This is a genomic window from Pedobacter sp. KACC 23697 (genome assembly GCF_045348445.1).
In the GTDB taxonomy this organism is placed as follows: Bacteria; Bacteroidota; Bacteroidia; order Sphingobacteriales; family Sphingobacteriaceae; genus Pedobacter.
The window spans coordinates 1096660-1118485 of record NZ_CP157485.1 but is presented as its reverse complement, the minus strand read 5'-3'; the positions used below and the strand labels follow the sequence as shown (position 1 = coordinate 1118485).

The 21826-nt window shown below is 39.4% G+C and carries 11 protein-coding genes; 1 reads left to right on the top strand and 10 read right to left on the bottom strand.

Features of this window, described 5'->3' with window-relative positions; all coding sequences use genetic code 11:
* Positions 1 to 129: 129 nt before the first annotated feature.
* From ABEG20_RS04590 to ABEG20_RS04575, 4 genes are all read right to left on the bottom strand, one after another.
* Positions 130 to 3744, bottom strand: coding sequence for a BamA/TamA family outer membrane protein (locus ABEG20_RS04590; protein WP_406826213.1), 3615 nt, complete (start codon positions 3742 to 3744; stop codon positions 130 to 132).
* Positions 3745 to 3908: 164 nt separating this feature from the next.
* A complete protein-coding gene (locus ABEG20_RS04585) occupies positions 3909 to 4820 on the bottom strand; it encodes an SdiA-regulated domain-containing protein (RefSeq protein ID WP_406826212.1) in 912 nt (303 codons plus the stop codon).
* Between the two features lie 126 nt (positions 4821 to 4946).
* Positions 4947 to 6986, bottom strand: coding sequence for a polyphosphate kinase 1 (gene ppk1 / locus ABEG20_RS04580; RefSeq protein WP_406826211.1), 2040 nt, complete (start codon positions 6984 to 6986; stop codon positions 4947 to 4949).
* Positions 6986 to 8200, bottom strand: coding sequence for a Pycsar system effector family protein (locus ABEG20_RS04575; protein ID WP_406826210.1), 1215 nt, complete (start codon positions 8198 to 8200; stop codon positions 6986 to 6988). The genes ppk1 and ABEG20_RS04575 overlap by 1 nt, the downstream gene beginning before the upstream one ends.
* A gap of 490 nt (positions 8201 to 8690) precedes the next feature.
* Here ABEG20_RS04575 and ABEG20_RS04570 point away from each other — a divergent pair, with 490 nt between their 5' ends.
* Positions 8691 to 10874, top strand: coding sequence for an alpha-galactosidase (locus ABEG20_RS04570; protein WP_406826209.1), 2184 nt, complete (start codon positions 8691 to 8693; stop codon positions 10872 to 10874).
* A 209-nt stretch (positions 10875 to 11083) separates the two neighbouring features.
* On the opposite strand, the gene ABEG20_RS04565 is transcribed toward ABEG20_RS04570, so the two are convergent.
* The 6 genes from ABEG20_RS04565 to ABEG20_RS04540 form a co-directional block, all read right to left on the bottom strand.
* Entirely contained in the window at positions 11084 to 12148 is a 1065-nt protein-coding gene (locus ABEG20_RS04565; RefSeq protein WP_406826208.1) for a hypothetical protein, read from the bottom strand.
* 354 nt (positions 12149 to 12502) lie between these two features.
* Complete coding sequence (locus tag ABEG20_RS04560; protein ID WP_406826207.1) at positions 12503 to 14785, bottom strand: prolyl oligopeptidase family serine peptidase; 2283 nt, start codon at positions 14783 to 14785, stop codon at positions 12503 to 12505.
* The gene (locus ABEG20_RS04555) at positions 14766 to 15878 is read right to left on the bottom strand and encodes a thioredoxin family protein (RefSeq protein ID WP_406826206.1); all 1113 of its coding nucleotides are present in this window, start codon (positions 15876 to 15878) and stop codon (positions 14766 to 14768) included. The genes ABEG20_RS04560 and ABEG20_RS04555 overlap by 20 nt, the downstream gene beginning before the upstream one ends.
* Positions 15878 to 18214: a zinc-dependent metalloprotease gene (locus tag ABEG20_RS04550; RefSeq protein WP_406826205.1), complete on the bottom strand. Its 2337-nt coding sequence runs from the start codon at positions 18212 to 18214 to the stop codon at positions 15878 to 15880. The genes ABEG20_RS04555 and ABEG20_RS04550 overlap by 1 nt, the downstream gene beginning before the upstream one ends.
* Positions 18215 to 18364: 150 nt before the next feature.
* Entirely contained in the window at positions 18365 to 20806 is a 2442-nt protein-coding gene (locus tag ABEG20_RS04545) for a zinc-dependent metalloprotease (RefSeq protein ID WP_406826204.1), read from the bottom strand.
* Positions 20807 to 20876: 70 nt separating this feature from the next.
* Entirely contained in the window at positions 20877 to 21821 is a 945-nt protein-coding gene (locus ABEG20_RS04540) for a hypothetical protein (protein WP_406826203.1), read from the bottom strand.
* Positions 21822 to 21826 lie beyond the last annotated feature (5 nt).

The window sequence follows — 21826 nt, the reverse complement described above, 5'->3', positions numbered from 1 at the left end:
GCTATAGGGTAAAAATTATATTTATCTAATGTGTTACTAATCAACTGCAAAGATAGCTACTACCCATATGTTGTTAGTCTGCTGAACGTAAATACTTCAGTAAAACATCCATCATAATGTTACACAAATTTAGTACCTAAAATTGAGTGATACGTACGGATACCAGCCATCTGTTGAATGTCCCATCACAAATCGTACAACTGTGAGTGATGCGGGCGCAAAATAAACCCCTCCTCCTACACCATGATGCCATATTGTTGATTTTTCGTCACGTTTCCAAACCCTGCCCACATCATAAAAACCGAGCAAGCCAACTTGTCCGGGTAAAACATAGCTGACTAAATCGCCAAGCTTCGCCCTGAGTTCTAAGTTGTTGTAAAACATATGTTCGCCAGCAAACCTAAATTGCCGATAGCCTAAAAGATTCCCCTGGCCGCCTAAAAATAAAGCCTGGTAAAATGCAGGCTTACCCACGGTTACCCCGCCACCGAAACGATCGGCCAGAATGAAGTTTTTCCTGCCATCCAGATTTTTATATAATGCTATACTCGCCGTAAACTGCCCATAAGAGTTAGAATACTTATTTACGCCTTTGTAGCCCAGAAGTTTAAAATCTACAAAGCTGCCCAGGGTTGGCAAAAGGTCATTATCGCGGGTATTATTGGTAAAGCTAACAAATGCACCGGCAAACATCTTTTCATTGCTAACGGTAAGTGAATCGGAAGAATGCAATAGTGATGGATTTTCGATAAAACGGCCATTGTTATCTTCCTGATTATATTTATAATATTGATATGAAGGCCCAACACTAAAAGTAGATTTAGGGCGGCGCCAGCGGATGGCAGCATCTACCTGATACAGGTTAAAACGCGCACGGTAGTACCTGATATCATCATCATCATCACGGTGCTCATCAAAATGGGTTTCGTTACCAAAACCAAAGAAATTCTGTGTATTGTTTGGGGCGAAGGCATCGGCCTTCAGTACAAAATCGCCTTTACCCAAAGCTTTTAACCACTCCCCTTTATAATTAAACCTAAAAGCTTTGGTAGAAAAAGAATGCAAAAACGAAACTGTTTGCGAGTTGCCGTAAGGTTTTTTTCTGAAACCGGGATTAGTTTGTTTATAGACCAAGCCCAATAAAACTCCATCATCCTGATTATAACCAGCATTTAAGACTACAGAATTCCGTCGGTACATATCTTTAGGGATGTAGCTAAAATTTGAAGTATCGTTGGAGATAATTTTCCTGATTTTATCCTGGTCGTTACCTAAATAAGTGGCCTTATCGGTTCTACCGTATAACCTTACGGTTCCGTTGCTGTTTGCAAAATCGTAAACTTTATTACCTTTTCCCCCGATAATCCGCAGTTTAATCTTCGAATTTTTATTATCCAAAATCAGGCTATCATTGCCATTGTGCATATATACCCTGATCTCTTTGGTTACTTTCGGATCAAATTTCCGATCAAAAAGTTTGTCTTTGATATTACCTTCTTTAGAGATTTTATTGATTTTTACACGTAGCCCATTATCAGCCGCATCTGTGATCTGAATCAGTTCATTCTTATTGGTTACCTCTATGTCTACAATGCGGTTAAAGAAATGATAATACTGGTTCATTAATTTTGGCAGCGTAGCAATCCGGTTACGCAGCTGTGCCATAAAGGCATCGTGATGTAATGAATAACTCGGCTCAGGAAGTTTTTTCAATGCTTTTTCGAAAATGGCGTCATTATAATTTGCACAAAAATCTTTCACAATTTTATCAAATTCCTGCTCTTCAATATCTGCAGTCCAGCGGCTGCTGATTTCTCTTCCCTCCCATAAAAACCAATTGATATCTTTTATTCCACGCTCATAACCCTGCATCATTGGCAATAACGAAGAAGATTGTGTGTAACGTTGTAAAAGGCCGTCTGATCTGAAAAATACCTGATCGCGATCTCTCGGCACCGGCGAATATACAGCGCCATCTTTGGTCTTGGTTTCTCTCCAGCGCCACTGGTCTTCGTGCCTGTCCCAATCGCCCAATAACACATCAAATGCCCTTGCCCTTACCCAGGCTGGTCCGTCTAATCTGTTATCGTTATCTTCCGTTAGCTTTTTATCCATTTTCGGAGAACTGTCTGATTCTCCCGTTGGTTCCCTTTCTTCGAACAAGCACAAAGTATTGGCAAATGCGGGTTCAAATTCGCCCAGGTTATCATCCGGAGAAACCCAGCCAATAACCGGGTTACTGTGTGCAATGCCAGCAGCTTTAGCCAGTTCGGGAACTACGAGTGCCGAAAACGGATGTTGCGCCGACATATTATCCTTTAAAATATCTCTGGCAAAAGTTTCGCGCAATGCTGCAGGTAACAATACTTCCGGAAATTTTTCTACGCTCCGCAGTACATATTCTTTACCATTTTTATCTTCTAAACGTAACGACCGCGATTGATTACCTCCTCCACGTTTTGTTGCTTTTAAGCCACCCATCATCTGAGAAATGCGCAGTACAGGTACCTTTGTTTTTGCAGCATATTCTTTGCGGTAATTTTCGCCAAAGATGATGCGGTGAAAACGACCAACGCTATCATACTCCGGCTTTACGCGTACAAATACACTGTCAGCTGTAATGGGCTTATCTCTGTTTCTTAACTTTTGTTGGATGGTTTCGAACTTTTTGGTGTAACTGTAAACTTTTTTAACGCTCGTATCTGAATAGATATAATATTCGTAGCGCATATCGTTGTTTTTTAGTTGATCTGCCACAACATACCCCTGTTGCATCTCATGAAACAACGATGTTTTACCTTCTTTATTTGGTGATACTTTTGACCCCGAACCGCTGATAACCTGCAGTTGTTTCCCTTTAATTAACTGAAGGCCATGCTCGTGCCCTGCAACATACGTTACATTTGGATAATCGCCAAACACACCCGTAACGGATTTGATCATATCCTTATAAGCCGGATGGTTTAAATCTTCGGGACTTAACAAAGTAGAACGTAATAATGGATAAACAGAGCCTAAGCCCGGCAAAGGGATGTATAGATTTTTATTTAAAGACGTTAATGGAAAAAGATGGTTTCTTAAGTTAAAATAACCACCATGAGGGCCATAACTCTGAAAGGGATGGTGTGACGCCAGAAGAATTACCTTATCTTTATTTTCAGCTAATAACTCTTCCATTTTGACGAGCACCTCATCTTTAGTGTGGCACTCACAATCGTCATTGGGGTTAGATTTATTGTATGGAAATAACCACCATTCGCTATCATAGGCAATGATGGTGAGTTTATCTGTTAATTTAATGGCTATGGGATCGGGGCAGCCGTTATCGGGAATGAGTTTAAGCAGAGGATCGTTCTGTTCCCTTAAATAATCGCCCTGTGCTTTTATTTTGGCCAGACCTTTGGGTCCTGATTTATCCCAATCGTGGTTGCCCGGAATAAAATAAACCGCAGCACCCATTTTACGCATAGGTTCGAACTGCGAACGCAGAATTTTTTTGGTTTCCTCTTCTTCTACACTACCGGGCAAACCCATTCCGGTGGGATAAATATTATCCCCCAGATACAAAACAGTGGTTTTTTTGGGAAGGATCTGCTTGGCTGCATTTTTTAAATCCTGCATTTGTGCAGGGTTCATCTCGCCTGCATCGCCAAAAAGAATTACACGGTACTTTACATCATCCTGCGCCAAGACAACGAAGTTGATTAAAAATAAGATGGTAAAAAGGGTAAAATTTTTAATCATAGACTCAGCATTTGTATAAAGGTAGTTATTTTAAAATATTTCATTACTACTCATAAGTGTGTCGTCATGCTGATCTAATCGCTATCGGATTTATTTCAGGCTCTATTTATAGGGAAAGATGCTGAAACAAGTTCAGCATGACGATTTTTTCAGGAAAGAAATACTTACTTTTTCAATTTAAACATTAAAATATTTCCAGCGGCAAGGGTTCCCCCCTCATTAGAAATATAAAGGTTATTATCACGATCAAAGGCGATGCCTTCCGGCTGGTTAAATAACTGCTCATCTAAGGGATATGTTGCTTTAACTTTAAAATCAGGGTCTGTAATCACCAACAGTTTATTTACTGATGAAAGAACGTACCACTCATTAGTTTTTACATTTTTAGCCAGAGCAGACGGACGGAACCTGGATTTTGAACTTCCGGATGCTTTTTCGATTGCTTTATGAGAGAGGCTAAATTCTCCGGCTGCTGTTAACGAAGCATCATCTGCAACTTTAAACCCATAAATACTGGATGCTTTTGCTTTAGAATCGGGTTTACTATCTTTGGTTAGCACATAGATCATATTGTTTTTTTCATCTGCTGCCAATCCTTCATATTCAGCTTTTGGTACAAGATCTTTGGTTTTGGCTACGTTATTTGCTTTAGGCTTGCCTAATTCAGTAATTGGAAAAGTATGTAGTTCTCCATTGCTTTTTAATACAATGAAATAATTTTTGATGATGGTTACATCTTCATAATCGCCTTTGCTTCCAAATTTTGTAAATTTCGATTCTTTATCACCCAAACCTAAATGGAAGAGGTCGCCATCCTCATCCTGAATGGCAAACACCTCTTTAGGATCGCCGTTGTGGAATACAATACCTGAAATTTCAAAAAGATTTTGCGGCATATTATATTTTACCGGATTGGCCAGATCGTAAGGCAGGTCCGTTTTTTCTGCTTCATGTGTAGAAGCGGTTGCTGCAGCATCGTTTTTCTGATCATCACGGTTGCCGTTAACGCACGATACGCTAAAAAAAGCTGAAGCGAGTAAAAGACCTGAAGCTAGAAAAGTTTTATTGTATTTCATAAGGGTAAAATTTAATCTTTAACTGTTTTTATTTATCGGTCGTCATTCCCGCGCAGGCGGGAATCGTAATGCAATAGGTTTAAGATTCCCAATCAAGTTGGGAATGACGACCTTACCAAGCTGTATTTAATCTTTTTTCAATAATTCGTAAATGGCATGCTGAGAAGAAACCAGCTTTTGGCCGGCTTCAACAGGAATATTATCCATGTTTTCATCTATACAAACCGCCTGTATGTTATCTTGTTTTTGGATTTCGATCATTTCTATAATTTCCTTTTTAATCTGCTCATCATATACCGGGAAACAAACTTCAATTCTTCTGTAAATATTCCGGTTCATCCAATCGGCAGAGCCTAAATAAACATCATACTTACCGAGGTTATTAAAAATAAAAACACGTCCATGTTCGAGATAACGATCTACAATACGGATGACTTTAATATTTTCACTCATCCCTGCTACACCCGGAATTAAACGGCAAATGCTCCGTACAATCATATCGATTTTTACGCCTGCCTGTGAGGCTTCGTAAAGTTTATTGATCAATACTTTCTCTTCGAGGTTATTCATTTTAATGGTAATACCTGATGATTTACCTTGTTTGGCATGTTCAATTTCCCGATCAATCAGGTTAAGAAAAACCTGCTGTAAATTAAACTGAGCCACCAACAGATGATTAAATTTAACCTGATCTGAAGACGTTGGCTTCACCCGTTTGGCCAGAAAAATAAAAAGCAACTCTACTTCCCGCAACATCTCTTTATTGGCCGTCATTAAAATATGATCGGTATAAAAGGCAGCGGTGCTTTCATTAAAGTTTCCGGTAGCAAACAAACCCACATAACGCATTCTGTTCCCCATCTGGCGTTTTACCAGGGCTACTTTAGCATGAACTTTTAGCGCGGTAACACTATAAATAATATCAACGCCTACATCCTTCATTTTTTTTGCCCACTTAATGTTATTGGCTTCATCAAAGCGGGCTTTAAGCTCAACCAGAACGGTCACTTTTTTGCCGTTTTTTGCTGCACTAATTAAAGCATTGACAATTTTAGAATCGCTGGCTACCCGATAAAGTGTAACGTAGATTTCCTTCACTTCGGCATCAATGGCGGCTTCATTAAAAAAGCGCAATACACTATCATAACTCTGGTAAGGTGTATGTACAATAATATCGTTTTTATAAATAGCCTCGGTCAACGATCCGTCAATCAGGTCGGTATTACAAAGTTTTGGCCAATTCTGGTTGGATAACTTTTGTGAACTGACCGGAAAGCCCATAAAATCTTTCAGGTTGTGGTACCGCCCACCTTCCATCCTGTTCGCCTTTTTAAGGTTAAACAATTTTTTTAGCAGTTCAAATACATTAGCCGGTATACCGGGTTGATGGAGAAAACGTGTGGCCAAACCTAAATCGCGTTTCAACAATTGTTTTTCGAGCTGTTCGGATAAACTACCTCCATATTCATCTTTGAGATCTAATTCTGCATCTCTGGTAATTTTAAAGCTATAACATCCGGTTACTTCATCGCGTGGAAAAACACGTTCTAAATGAAAACGCACAATATCATCCAGAAACACCACAAAGGTTTCATCTCCTGATTCTACCTTGTAAAAACGGGGCAACTGGCTGGAGGGGATATTCAAAATCACCACTTCTGCATCTTTTTTCTTTTTTAACGTGATCAAAAAATACAGCTCATTATTGGAAGGAAAAAAATCGGAGTCGGCATTCAGGTATACCGGCTGCAAGAAAGCCATTACCTGGCTTAAAAAATAGCGGGTAATACTTTTCTGAATTTCTGCCGGAAACGGCTCCCCGTAAATTAAATTTATCTTATTTTGTTTGAGCATGGGAATAAGCGCTGATTGAAGCACTTTACCATATCGCTGTTGCTGATCGGAAATAAGCTGATTGGCTGTATTCAACAAATTATCATCAATCTTGATATCGTTATCTTCTTTGTTGCTCAATTTCTCCAAAGCGAGTAATACGGGCATCCTTACACGATAAAATTCATCGAGGTTGGAAGAGAATATGGATAAGAATTTAATCCGCTCCAGAAGCGGAACGGTACTTCGCTCTGCTTCCATTAAGATCCGTTCGTTAAACTTTAACCAGCTTAAATCCCTATTAAAAAAAGAGGTTTCTATTAACTGTTCCATTAAAGTTTACCGTAAGCTGCGTAAGCAATTACAAATGCCAATACGGCTGCAATTAAACCAAACATAAAAATATTATAGGCCAGGCGGATGAGTTTATATTTTCTGCCCAACACCACGCCTTGTGAGTACACATCGGTAATTAATGTGCCGTATAAAAAATCCTTATCGTTCATCACCTTAATCATCCCATCGGTATAACTGGGCAGGCTCATTTTGTAAAAATTGCCGAAAAATAACAGGTTTACCTTTTTCTTATCCATATCTTCCTGTGTAAATTCTCCTTTTGGAATGGACGGACGGGTTGATAAAATGGAAACGACCACGCAGGTTAAACTGACCAATAATAAAATAAATGTCGGGATAATCAGGTTGCCATGATCTTCCAACCGCCTTAACAATAAACTCACAATCAGAGACAGCATAATAGAATTTACGGTAATGAGGATGTGCGCTTTATTATCAGCCATATCGCTCAATCTTTGGTTATTGGCGGAGGTAATCCTGAACATCGTTTCAATCCCCTTATCCGGTCTATCGCCTTTATCTTTTTTCTTTTTATTGGTTACAATTGCAGGCGCAAAGTTTTTAGGTTCTTCGAGTTCGGCACTGATTACTTCCTGTGGGCTCAGTTTACTTTTAAGTTTTTCGATATTCTTTTGTTTCTGATCGCTCAATAACAGGCTGGCATAATCGGTATGGTAATGGTGCGATTCCATAAACTGGATATCTTTTTTGCGCCAATCTGATTTGCTGATGTCTTTTTTATAAATGAGTTCATTTTCTTTATGCATCAACTTTCCTTTTGCACGGAAATCGGCCTGACCTAAATGGAACAGATCTGCATCACACAGTATTTTATCAATTTCATTTTTAGGCTTCTGGGGAATTTTAGTGGCCAAAATAGCACTTTTAACCTGATCGCGGATTTCCTGGTTTACCTGATGTTTGGCTAAAAAATCATCAGCCAGTGCTGCTCCTGCTGCTTCGTGGTTTAATGCATCTTCAAAATATCCGGTATCGTGAAAATAGGCGGCCACCATTACAGCAAAAAAATCCTGTTCGTTTAACTGGTAATGATTGGCTATTTGCTGCGCGGCATTTACCACTTCCTGCGTGTGTTCCAGATTGTGATAAACCAGGCGTGGATCGCTATGGGTATGGAAGTAATGAACAATATGCTTTTCTACATCTTCCTGCAGTTTTTTATAGTTCATGAGCGTATTGCGATTGTGATGATTTAATATGATGTAGGAAATGCATTTTCTTGAAATTTTTTAGATGAAACCTGAAATATTTTTATGATCATAAAATTAAGCTAATTTTTTAAAAACAACGCCCATCTCCCTTAACAATAATAATGCCTTGTTTATTTTACAATCAGATTTAGAAAGGTTTGATTTAGCATCACAATTCCCTGTAATTAACTTCATTCTTGTTAAAAAAAGATAAGAATCTGGTATAAACAGCACATTCATAAACGCTATAAAATTCTAATTTGCACATATTAATCCGTATGGATAACCAATTGTATTTTAAACTGGCATAATTAACTGAATAACAATCATTATCGCATTAAAAAGTCATTTCATTTCAAGTGCTTAAGGGCTGGCCTGCTTATTCCCGAAACGGGCTACTTACTAAATACAAACTAAATTTAAAAGATATTATACACGATATAGCACCCAAGCTTTTACCTAATCAATCATGAACATAAGAACCACTTTCTTTTTACTGTCAATGGCAATAGGTATGAACGGTTTTGCACAAAAAACAATCGTAATTGATACAAAAGACAATGTACTGATTTTAGAAACGGACCGCGACAATACTTTATTATCAACCTACCTTGGCAAAAAATTAGACAATGCGGGCGAATACCCAAGCATACAGGCACTAGATAAATATAAGCCCGGCTCTGACGATCTTTTAAACAAACGCGAAGCCTACATTGCATCCGGCTCGCTCAATTTACTGGAACCGGCACTAACTGTAACCCATTTCGATGGAAATAAATCAACTGTATTAACATTTTCGGAGGTAAAAACCGAACAGCTGGATCAGAACAGAAAATTGACCAGCATTATCCTTAAAGATTTAAAATACAACTTTCAGATTACCCTAAAATACCTGTCTTATTTTAATGAAAACGTTGTTGAACAGTGGGCTGAAATCAAACACCAGGAGAAAGGCACAGTAGTACTGAACAAATATGCCTCGGCAAATCTTACCTTAAGCGGGAAAAAATTCTTTCTTAAAAACCAGTATAGCGGTGCTACTCGCGAAATGCGATCGGAAGAGCAACAGTTACTGCATGGCATAAAAACCATCGATTCGAAATTGGGGACCCGGACGAACCTGCTTCATTCTTCATCTTTTATGGTTTCGATAGATCAGCCTGCTACCGAAGACATGGGTGAAGTAATTGCCGGATCGTTGGCATGGACCGGAAACTTTAAGCTGGATTTTGAAACTTTTGACGAGTACTATCTAAGGATAACTGCCGGGATCAATAATTTTTCGGCAAATTATACTTTAAAAGCCGGCGAAAATTTCGTTACCCCTCGCTTTATTTATACTTACTCATCGGCAGGAAAGGGTTTAGCGAGCAGGAATTTGCACAATTGGGCCAGAAACTATCAGCTATTGGATGGCAAGGATAATAGATCCACCATCCTGAACAACTGGGAAACTACTTATTTCGACTTTAATGATGAAAAACTAAATGAATTGACAAAGGATACTAAAAAATTAGGTGTTGATGTTTTTTTATTGGATGATGGCTGGTTTGGCAATAAATATCCGCGTAATGGCTCTACTGCTGGTTTGGGCGATTGGCAGTATAACAGACAAAAATTAAAGAACGGTATTAGTGCCTTGGGTAAAGAGGCCACAGCAAATGGTGTAAAATTTGGGATCTGGATTGAACCGGAAATGGTAAACCCTAAAAGTGAACTTTACGAAAACCATCCTGATTGGGTGATCAGACAGCCTGAAAGAAAAGAATATTATATGCGTAACCAGTTGGTACTGGACTTAACCAACCCCAGGGTTCAGGATTTCATTTACAAAACAGTTGATGATATTTTTAAGGAAGTACCAGAAATTGCTTTCATTAAATGGGACTGCAACTCTTTAATATATAACGCCAATTCTCCTACCTTAAAAAACCAGGATCATTTTTATCTTGAATACGTCAGGGGATTAAACCGCATACTGGAACGCATCAGAAAAAAATATCCTAAAACACCCATGATGCTCTGCGCAGGTGGAGGTTCAAGAGTAGATTATGCTGCGCTACAATATTTCACCGAATTTTGGCCCAGCGATAATACCAATCCATATGACCGGATTTTTATTCAATGGGAATACTCGTATTATTTCCCCGCTATTTCAGTAGATAACCACATTACCGATATGGGTAAACAGCCAATTAAATTTAAAACTGATGTGGCGATGATGGGGAAACTCGGTTATGATGTACGCGTAAACGAGTTAAGTAAAAATGATTTGCTTTTTAGTCAGAATGCCGTTAAAACCTATAATAGCTTTAAAGATATTATCTGGCATGGCCAGCAATACCGCCTGCAGGATCCGTATGAAAATAAAATAGCTTCAATTGCCTATGTTAATGAGTCAAAAGATCAGGCTATTGTTTTTAATTATTATGTGGCTACACTGTTTACCAACGGTGTGATATTACCCGTTAAATTGAAAGGTTTAGATGCCGCTAAAAAGTATAAAATAGAAGAAATTAATCTATACCCTGGTGTTAATTCACCAATTGACGGCACTAAAGTTTATTCTGGAGACTTTTTAATGAAAGTAGGCTTTAATCCGGAAGCTAATACTCAAAGGACCAGCGTGGTTTTAAAAATACAGGCACTGTAAATTTGTTAATATAATGATTGAAAACCCGCTTCTTATTCCAGTTAGGTACCAGTTGTGGTGGTCCGATAAAGCATTTAAAGTTATATAAATACTTTCAGCTCATTTTAACCAACCGCTACTCAATGAGCCGCAGATTTCTGGATGTCATTTCGATGGCTTTTTGCCAGTACAAATGGGTCCTCATTTATCATCCGACATTTGTTAAAAACTTACTTTCTGACTACGATAATTTTGCGTACCAATGCCGGTTCCGATCCATCGGTAAGTTGTAGCACGCTCCCATTTTTCCAGTATTGGGCCGGTCCATATCTTCCGTTACGCCCATCGCTGTAACCGCCTACAAAAACATCAGTTCCTGAAACAGCTATTGATAAACCAAATGCACTTTCGGTGCCACCGGATAAAATGACGGGTGACCCATTTTTCCAATATTTTGCTATAATTGCATTATTTCCATTAACAATACCCGATCCGGCTACATACACATCACTCCCGTTTACAAATATTGAAGAACCCCTCACATCAGCTGTACCATCGTTAATAAGTACCGGACTGCCAAGGTTTTTGCTATACCTGGTTTGTGACTGCCCGGCGCTATTGTAGATTTCAGACCAGAGTAAATATAAATCTGTTCCTGATACGGTTATAGCCTGACTATCCGCAGTTCTAGTTTGGTCTGAAAGGTCAAAAAGCTGCCCGTTCTTCCAATAAACCGTAATGGAACTAAGCCAGTCCGGATTTCTCCGTTCACCAATTACATAAACATCATTTCCGATTAAGGCTATCCCTGTGGCAATAGCCTGTTGCGTACCATCTGTTAATACCACAGAGGTTCCGTTCTTCCAATACTTTGCCTGGTAGATCGATTTTCCTGGTACCATTTCCTGTCCGGCAATGTATATATCATTTCCCTGTATAAATATATCATTTGCAAAAGCATCATGGCTACCATCGGTTAGCGAAGTAGAAACACCGTTTTTCCAGTATTTGGCCACATACTTACCTGAAGCATTCACTTCGTAACCTGCAATATGAACATCGTTTCCTGCTATCACCATTGCATTTGCATCAGAAGATACGCCACCACGACCTAGATTTACAGCTTTCCCGTTTTTCCAGTATTTGGCTACATAACCTTCCCTGCCAGCTGCATAGATATCAAACGGTTCCGGCTCAGGCGAAACGGGTTCATCTATTGTTCTCTTCTTACATGCAGGTAATGTTATGCTGAATGTGATTAAAAACAGTAAAGCTATTCGTAAATGCTGCCTCATATATTGGTTTTATTTGGAGATTCAACAACCAAAAGTGTTTATAGTTTCGTCATTAGAAATTTATTTTCAGAGAAGCTCAGTTTATCCTACAGGTTGGTATCACACTGACTGAAATGAATGAATTTATAGAATGAGGAAATGAGCGACCTATGGTTCTTGGAGGTTTGCAGTCCCGCTTTACATTCCAAGTCCGCACTAAGCTGTGGGTTTTACATTACATCAGATGCCTATCGGATCTGGTTTATGAACAAGGAGCTGTTCCTCTCCCGCAACCTTAACAGGTAAAAGAAACGGAGCGGTCATCCAACCAGCTCCGATCATCATTAACTAAAAATTAGCAACCTATTGCTATGTTTACTTTCTATCATGCACAATGTCTTGTTCGATAAAATATTTTGCGAAATATGCCCTCATGCGTTTCTCGAAATAAAGTTTTGACGGCCCTTCGTAATGGTGATCCTGTCCCGGCAATACCATGAGATCAAAATCTTTATCGGCCTTGATGAGCGCATCGACCATCCGGTAAGTATTGGCAGGATTTACATTTTCGTCCACTTCGCCGGTGACCAGCATTAAATGGCCTTTCAGATTTTTGGCCAGATCTTCATTGATCGGCATTTTCTTTTCCAGCCCCTGGTAAGTTTCGCCCCACGTGCGGTTATATATTCTATTATCGTGGTTTCCTGATGAGGCTACGCCAACTTTATAAAAGTCAGGATATTTACACATGGCAGCCACCGTCATCATGCCCCCACCCGAATGGCCAAAAATGCCTACCTTGTTCAGGTCGATATAGGAAAACCGCTTTGCCAGCTGCTCAATGGCATACTTATCATCTTCTATTCCGTTATCCCGAAGGTTACCATAGCCAAATTTGTAATATTCGGCATTGCGTATGGGCGATCCTCCCCTATGGCCAACCGCCATCACAATAAATCCCATTTGTGCCAAAGCGGCATTATTATATTTATCGAGAACGGTAAAATCGTTCCAAACGGTTTCGATCTGCGGGCCCGGGTAAACCTGCGAGATAACCGGATATTTTTTAGCCGGATCAAAATCAAAAGGTTTCCAGATCAATCCATACAGGTCGGTTATGCCATCTTTAGCTTTTACGGTAAAGGGCTCTGCATTTTTCCATCCATAAGCATATAGATTGCTTACATTTGGCTTTAATACTTCGGCTATCTGTTTCCCGTCAATTTTACGCAATGTAGTTACGGGAGCCATGTCTATACGAGAATAATTATCGACAAAATATTTTCTATCTGGCGAAATGTATACCTTGTGGGTGGCATTTTCAGGTGTTAGCAAACGTTCATTTTTGCCACTTAAAGCCACTTTATATAGCATAGCATAGTAAGGATTAATATTTCGTTCCTTACCATAACCATATAGATAAATATCTCCCTTGGCGGTATCGATGGCAGCGATTTTTCCGGCCGTAAAATTTCCTTTGGTAATGGGGTTAAGTAAATGTCCGTCGCCATCGTAACGGTAATACTGGCCCCAACCGGTCCTGTCACTCCACCAAATAATTTCTTTTCCACCTTTGATGATGGAAACATTGAAAAAATCTTCATTTATAAAAGGTTTACTGGTTTCGTGGATGATAGAACGTACGTTTCCGTTAGCCAGGCTAACGGCACAGAGTTCCATTTCATCCCTGCTACGCTTACGCCTGATTACGTAAATCTCTTTCGTATTTCCCTGAGCCTCTAAAGTTTCCACCTGCTGATCAGGCCAGCGTTTGAGGTCTACCTTTTTGAAAGAACCGCTCTCGGCATTGCCAATATAAAGTTCATATTGTGCTACGTCCTTATCGCCCGGTAATTCATATTTATAGGTAGATACCCGCGGTCTTGGCGTTACCGCCGAACTGATTACAGACAGGGTAGCTACTTTCCTGGTATCTACCCGTAATGCATAAAAATATTTAGTGCCTAACCATTTTGCATTAGAAGGATAAGTTTTATCTGTAGTGTATGTACCCTTTTCATCTACACAAAATGAGAAATAAGGTTCCGCATCAAAGCTTAACTGACGTTCTTTTTGCTTATTTGCAGTTGGGGCGATGTACAAGTTATGCGCTCTGGCGTAAAGTTCCCAGTTACCATCAGCAGAAACACCAAAACCAGCTGTTTTTTTTACCGTACTTTTAACTAACTGTAAAGTAAGCTTCTTCGTTTCATAGTTATAATTGTAAGTTTTTGTACCGTATTTTACCAACACGCTTTTTCCATTGTCCGAAAAATCGGCCCAATACAAGATTTTCTTCTCGTCAACCGCTTCCTTGCTAAGTACTTTCAACTGCCTGATAATTTCAGATTTATCAAAAAGTGCTTGTTTTTTACCCGTCAACATATTCACGATGTAATGCGTACTTTTCTTGCTGGCGGTTATAACTGAATCGCCTGAAAAACTTATCTGTGCTGTAGTTGAACCGGGTTCATCAGCTATAAACCAAAAATAATTACTGTTTTTAATAAAAAAAGGAATCACCTTGGTTGTGCCAATAAGCTTAGCCAGATTGGGGGCATCAAATTTTTGCGCAGCTTTATAGTTGGCTTGCTGTGCAAAAGCCGCTGCACAGCAAAACAAGCAAGCACACCATAAACTAATTTGCTTTAGGCGCATATCTTTCTTTTAAAGACTGAAACTGTTTAACTAAGTAAGGATTGCTTGAACTTTTCGAGATTTCGTCAGAAAGTACTTCAATTTCCGGAAAATCGTAACCCTTGATTGTTCTGGCGAAAGTATAATAATCGAAAAGGATATGACGGTTATCTTCAGAGAAAGAAGCGAGGTGTTTGATAAATAAATCTGTAACCTTATTAATGTCTTTCTCTCCTGCTGCCATAGCAATGTCCATCATCACTAACAATTGCTTTTTATCTGGCATCTCCATTTTTTTAAGCTGCGATTTGTACACTTCGTATGTTGCTTTATCATAAAGTTTCACCTTTACATAAAATCCATTAAGTGTCCAGGAAACGATCTGCCTGTAAACTGATGACAGCTTTTTATCTACCGTATCTTTGGTATTCTTTGCGGCAAAATCTCTCCAGTTATCCGCCAGGTATTTAAAATTAGGACTAAATAAATCAGAGAGATACATGGTATATCTATTTTGTCCGAATAAGAACCAATTCTCCGGACTGGCTTTTTGTTCGGGCGTGAGTGTGGCCATGAATTCGGCATTCAGCTGTTTGGCCTTCGAAATTTCCATCACTTTAATCTTATGCCTGATGTAATTTCTCATGAATTCGGGCGAACGATCTCCACTTTCATACATTGCATTTAACCTTGCCTCTTCACTTGTTCCCAGTCCTTTTCTGGCGTTAGCTATAAAATCTTTCGCCGGCATGCCGCCCACAAATTTGTTTTTGATTTTTCCTTCCACATCTAATACCAGATAGGACGGATAGGCTTCTATCGTAAACATTTTTTTTAGTGCAGGGCCTTCCGCTTTTTCCATATCAACTTTAATGTTGATGAAATTTTTATTGTAAAAATCAGCAACACTATCTTGTGTAAACACATCGGCTTCCATGTGTTTGCAAGGAATGCACCAGGTAGTAAAACAATCTACAAAAACCAATTTGTTTTCAACTTTAGCTTTAGCCAAAGCTTCCTGAAAGGTTAAATGTTCGAAAATGATTTTTTTAGTTTGAGCTTTCGTTGTTATGCTTAATGAAAGCAGTAATAAACCTATAATTAAATTTTTCATTATTTTGCGTTTAGGTCGTTATCCATTAACATCTTCATCAATTGAAAATGATCTTTGCTTAATTGGTTGGTATGAGATTTGGCAATAGCGTCGATGTGTTTGCTTAATGAAGCCATATAACTATTCAATACCACGCTAACTTCATTAAGTCCGGCACTTACTTTATTTTTGCCGTTCAATGCCAGTAAGCTTCTGATGAATGTGGCCTGTATATTACGCTGATAGCTACTTAATGCTATTTTCGAATCGAAATTCATGAATAGATAACGGTCTATATTATCAAAGAGATCCTTCGTTCCGAAAATGCCTTTTTGCCCAGAATTTTCTGCTTCAATTAAATTTTTAATTAAATCGACATTGGTTAAGTAATTAACTACCTTAACTGCAGTTTTTGTCACTAAAGTTTCTGTGTTGGAACCATCGGTAAACTGTGCTCTGTCGTTGCGGGTCCAACTGGGTACTGCTTTCAATACGTTTTGATATAAAAACTCAAACGTGGCTTGCTGCCTTGCTTTGGACACATAACGAACAGGCACATCATTATACCCCTTCATTACGGTATAACGTTCTCTACCGCCAATATTAGGCAACACACTGGTCACATATTGATCGTATGCCATAATAAAATTCGCAGCCAATAACATATAAGTATCTGGTGTATCGTCATTCATCTTTGCAGCAATGCCATCTAATTCAGGATAAAAAGCCATCAATTTAGCAATACCTTTTTGTGCGGCCTCGATATTTTGAGAAGATAGGTCTTCAGCCTGTGCAAGAGGGTTGCTTTTATCTTCTGCAGCGTAGAAGAGCGCAGGGTCAATCTTGCCGTCTTTCAGAAAATTAGGTTTGATCGGTGCATTAGGGTATTGCCTATAGGCCCAATTGATCGCAAAATGATCGTAGGCGCCAATACCAGGGATAAACAACTTACTGTTAAAACCCTTTGTAGGCACCATCAAGAAATTAAAGTTCAATTCATCAGTGATTGAAGAAGTGAAACCATGGGTCAACACCCATTCTGGACTACTGATCTGCGCTATGTTATAAGCAGTGCTACCTGCGTAATTAGGCAACATACCTAGTGCCTCGGCCATCGCCTGACCCAGCTTAAATTTTAGGATATCAGCCCTTACTGCTGGTGAATTGGCATCTTTTTGTATACGTAGATCATATTTACCACATTGTACAAAATATTTTTGTAGTAAGTTGTCAACTACCCGGTCAGAAAAAGTAATCTTTGCCGTTTTAATCTCACCGGTGCGTGGATCTTCGACCGTTTCTACCTCTGGCTTAGCAGCAACGCCACCCCAGGCGATCATGATGGTTCCTTCTTCCATTACCTGCTGCCTGGCCTGCTCTGGAAGTACGACTTTGATGACCTCTTTGAATCCGGCGGTTTCGAAGCATTTATTCCAAGCCAATGCACCTTCCTTAAATGAATTGATCAAAAACTTAGGAACAGATGGGTGGATATAAACGATTATAGGTCTTTCGGGTGCCACCAACCGACTAGACTGATACTTAGCTAAGTCACCAGCAGCAACTTGCACATTCCATTTTCTAATGATGTTCACCTTTTTAGCCGCATAACCGGTTAATCCAAAATCGGTAAAAGATTTGGTGCTGAACCCAATTCTACGGTCGCTGATGCGGATAGGCATATTCTGCGCCGAAAGCTCTTGAAATACCAAAGAGATCTGAAAGGTAAAAGCCTGATCAATAGGCTTGCCATTGTAATCTCTGGAAGATGCGTTTTGAGACCTGTAAACGTTAAACAGTACACCTTTACTAATGGGCACTACTTCTTCTACGGCCGATCTTGAAGGATCTGGATTGGCGATTAAATTATAATTTTTAAACGAAAACAGCTCTCCGCCCTCAATCAACTGCCTCGTAATATCAATGATGTAAGATCCAGAGTCTTTGCCTAGTGCTTCTATTTTAAATGTAGAGCTAATTGGCTGTAAGGTAGAACCAGTTAATAGATTCGCCATAGATTCGTTAGCCACTGCTTGTTCACTATAATCGCTTTTAGTTACAAATAAATTATCGGCATTGCCCTTCCTAAACTGCAGTATTCCTGATGATTTGGCAAGGTTTGCCCCACCATATCGGATGTCGCCCACTACTAGGATATCTTTATTAAATTGCTGCGTGTTAATTTGTAGATAGTACTTATCGTCAAGCTGATAAATTGGGAAGGATCCCGGAATAACTTTCATCTTTTCTTTAAAGAATTTATCAAAGCTTAACGGGCTGCCTGGTTTATTGGTTTGAGCCATCAGCTGTATACTAAAAAGCCAACCCCATACGGCTATTGCGAATATTTTTTTCATCTATTTCTTTTTTTGTTTAGGCTTTAAAGCCGCCAAGGCTCTTCGTTTAATGTCTAATCTCACTAAGTTAAATCACAATAACTTACTGCTCATCTTCTTATCAACTGACGGTATTGATCATTTTACTGATAATGACCGAAGATTATTTTGTTATTTTTTTCCCTTCCATTGTGAGATCATGTCTGCAATAGCATTGAGGTGTTCTCTGGAGTTTTTATCTGTTTTAACTTTAAGGGATATCTCACAAGCTGCTGCAACTTTATCAATTTGTTGCTTAATCAAAACCGCTACATCATTTTCATAACTTGCCGGGTTATAAACCGCCGTTAAAAGCAGGCTCACATAGCGTTGTTGTAACATCCTTCGGTATGCAGAAATAGCTTCAGAACTATTTAAATCTGAAAAAAGACCTTTATACATGTCATCGAAAAATTCTGCAACAGTATAACGTTGTTCTCCTACCATACGTTGGTTTCTGCCGATGGCCGAAAATTTGTAAAAAACCCTGCCCATAAAAGCCCCGTAATCTGCTGCTACTTCGCCCGAAAAAGTAAACCTCGTTTTATCTGTGATTTCTTTCGGGAAAAGCCATTGAGGCTCATTGAAATAATAATCGTTAATAAAGGCCATTGCTTCTTTCTGTAAATCTCTGCTTACAGGAACATAATTTGATCTTCCCTCTTCTGTTAGTGCATTATCAGCATATCTTCCACCAATATTTTTTAGTACATGAGCTAAATATTCATTATATCTACTGGCTACGGCGCTGTGCATGCGCTTCATCATGGTATAATTGTCGTCATCATTATCTTCAAGCCATACCGCTAAGTTTTGCATCATTACCTTTAAGTTCTTGATGGCTAAGGTTCCCGCTTTCATCGCGTTGCTGCCCATGTCTTCAGATTGAATTCTTGGATCAAAAAAGTCTCCTTCCGGGAAGTATAGGAATCGGGGATCTTTACGCATTTTGCTCACCCAACGTTTCAGCACTTCTGCATCCTGTTCTGCATTTTGATGTTTAGGAAAAATTTTATAGCCCCACTCAATAGCAAAATCGTCATAAACGCCAATCTTTGGCAATAGTTCTTCTGCTTTGAAACCATCTTCTGGCTGCGCTACATAGTTAAACCTTAGGTAATCCATAATCGACGCACCAAAACCATTTTTAGCAACGAATGAATGTTTACGCACACTGTCTACATCATAGCTGTGGCTACCTGCAAAGTCATGTCGAAGGCCAAGTGTATGCCCCACTTCATGGGTAATTACCATTTGTGCCATTCTGCCCATAATCTCTTCTGACAGCGGTAGTTTTCGGGCTGCAGGATCATTTGCTGCACAATTAACGAAGTACCATCGTTGCAATAAATCGGTTATATTATGAAAAACGGCCACATGTGAGCTGAGAATCTGTCCAGAACGTGGATCAATCACCATCGGTCCGTAAGCATTAGCTGTAGTAGAGGGTTTATAAGAAATGACCGAATAGGCAGGGTTATCTATAGAAAAATCGGGATTTTCTTCCGCAGTTGGCTCCATTTTAGCCATAATGGCATTTTTAAAACCTATCCGTTCAAAAGTTTTCTGCCAGGCATTTACCCCTGCAATAAAATAGGGGCGTAAATAAGCTGGGGTATTTTTATCAATATAATAAACGATTGGAGATGCCGGCTCTACCAGTTCACCCCGATTAAATTTATCGATATCTTGTGGCTTTGGCTCAATTTTCCATCGCGTAGCATAATTTCTGTCCTCAATATTATTAGGATTTTGTGCATAATCTCTGATAGCACGTGCAAAATAACCAACACGCTTATCTGCAAAACGTAACCGCATAGGCTTTGCCGGCAGCAAATACCAACTGGCTCCTACTTCCCAAGATGTAGGTCCGGTCATTTGTTGGGTGTTACCTTGATCTGAACCTTGTTCCGGGGAGCCCATTGCATTTGGTTTAGGCGTCACCGCACCAGCACCATACGCCCTAACAGAACGAAAAACTAAACTGTTAGCAAAACCAGCTACGCCTATAGGACGAGATAGGTTACTTTGGTATGGCCCTAATGATAATTCATCTTTTGCACCGCTGAGCGATAAGAATGGCATATCACTATTCAGTGTGTTTGTAATATCGATCAGTACAGCTTTGGCATCCTTCGCCACTGGATTAAAAGCTACGATAATTGACGCCACCTTGTTTTTCAAGCTAGCTTCATAGGCACTCTGCTTTGTTGGCTCAATATAGAACTGTGCTTGCTCCATGTTCAGGGTTTCTTTAAATCCTTTGTTAAATTTGAAAACCGCTTCATGTACAACGTCGCCGGCAAAGCCAAAGCGCTTTGAGGGATCTCGCGATACCTGCGCAGAGCCTTTATTAATAACAATCATGGTCAGGATATCTCTGTTAAGCAGAGAATCCGGAACTTCCAGGTAATATTTGTCGTCTTGCAGGTACACGTTAAATACACCTGTATATTTAGACGCATTGGATTTGACAAACTTTTGAATTGACGGAAGCTCTGACGTTGTTTGTGCTATTATCGATGCACTTACAAAGAGCTGTCCGATTAGCAACAACTTTTTTAATAGTTTCATTCATTTTTGTTAAAAGCACTGCCTGTTATTTTTTACAAACAGTGCTTAGTTGATAATAGAATTGGTTGGCCTAGAGGCCCCTGGCTTTGTTGCCTATAGCTTGAAGATCTACCTGAAAATTGTTGATGAAATAATTACGTATGATGCTATAGCGTTTTTTGATTAGGCCATTGCTATCTTTAGTGGCGTTTAAAATCCCAACAGCACTTTTATCCGAATTCGCAACTGAACGTTTAAGATCATTTTCTGATAAGGTTACCATGGCCAGTACATAGGCATTCCAATCGCTGGTTGGCGTAATGGTATTGTTGGTGTTTGCAATTAATCCCTTGCCATAAGCTACCGCTTGTGTGGCGTTTGAGGAAACATAATCGGCGCTATTGATAAATTCCGTACTTGGTGGTATTAACCCCCGTTCGTTAATGCTCTGTAAAAACACCTGATTGATACGGGCAAGAAAGGCCAGTTTCTCGCTGGCAGTCATCTGGTTCACCGTAGCGTCGCCATAGTTGATGTAAATATTATCGTAACTATAAAAGGCAGGGATTTTTTTGATGTTTTTAGTGGTAACATACGTTGGATTAAATACACCAGTGGTGTAAATGGAATCTACTTTGCTGCACAACAATAACTTTACCGGCAAAAATTGTTTCAAAAAAGGTTTCGGATAAAGGCTGAACAAGCTTTTATCAATAAGATCCAGCTGAGCTGCAACTGCAGTCGGATCTGCACTCACCACATCTATCCCTGACCAATTGCCTGCAGCATCATTCAGTACAGGTCTTCTCCAGCCGGTTGGGGTCCAATAGGCATCGCGCTCTGTAAATTTATATAGCAAATAGCTGCCGTAGGTATTGTAATAATTTACTATCGTTTGGTCAAAGGCGTTACTGCCCTGCGGCACATGATAAGTTACATCAATAGCTGATGGTGTAAGTGCTGCTTCTTCTTTTGTGCAGGAACTAACCATTGTAACAACGGCCAATAATATTATTAGGTTAAAATAAATTTTCATGATTC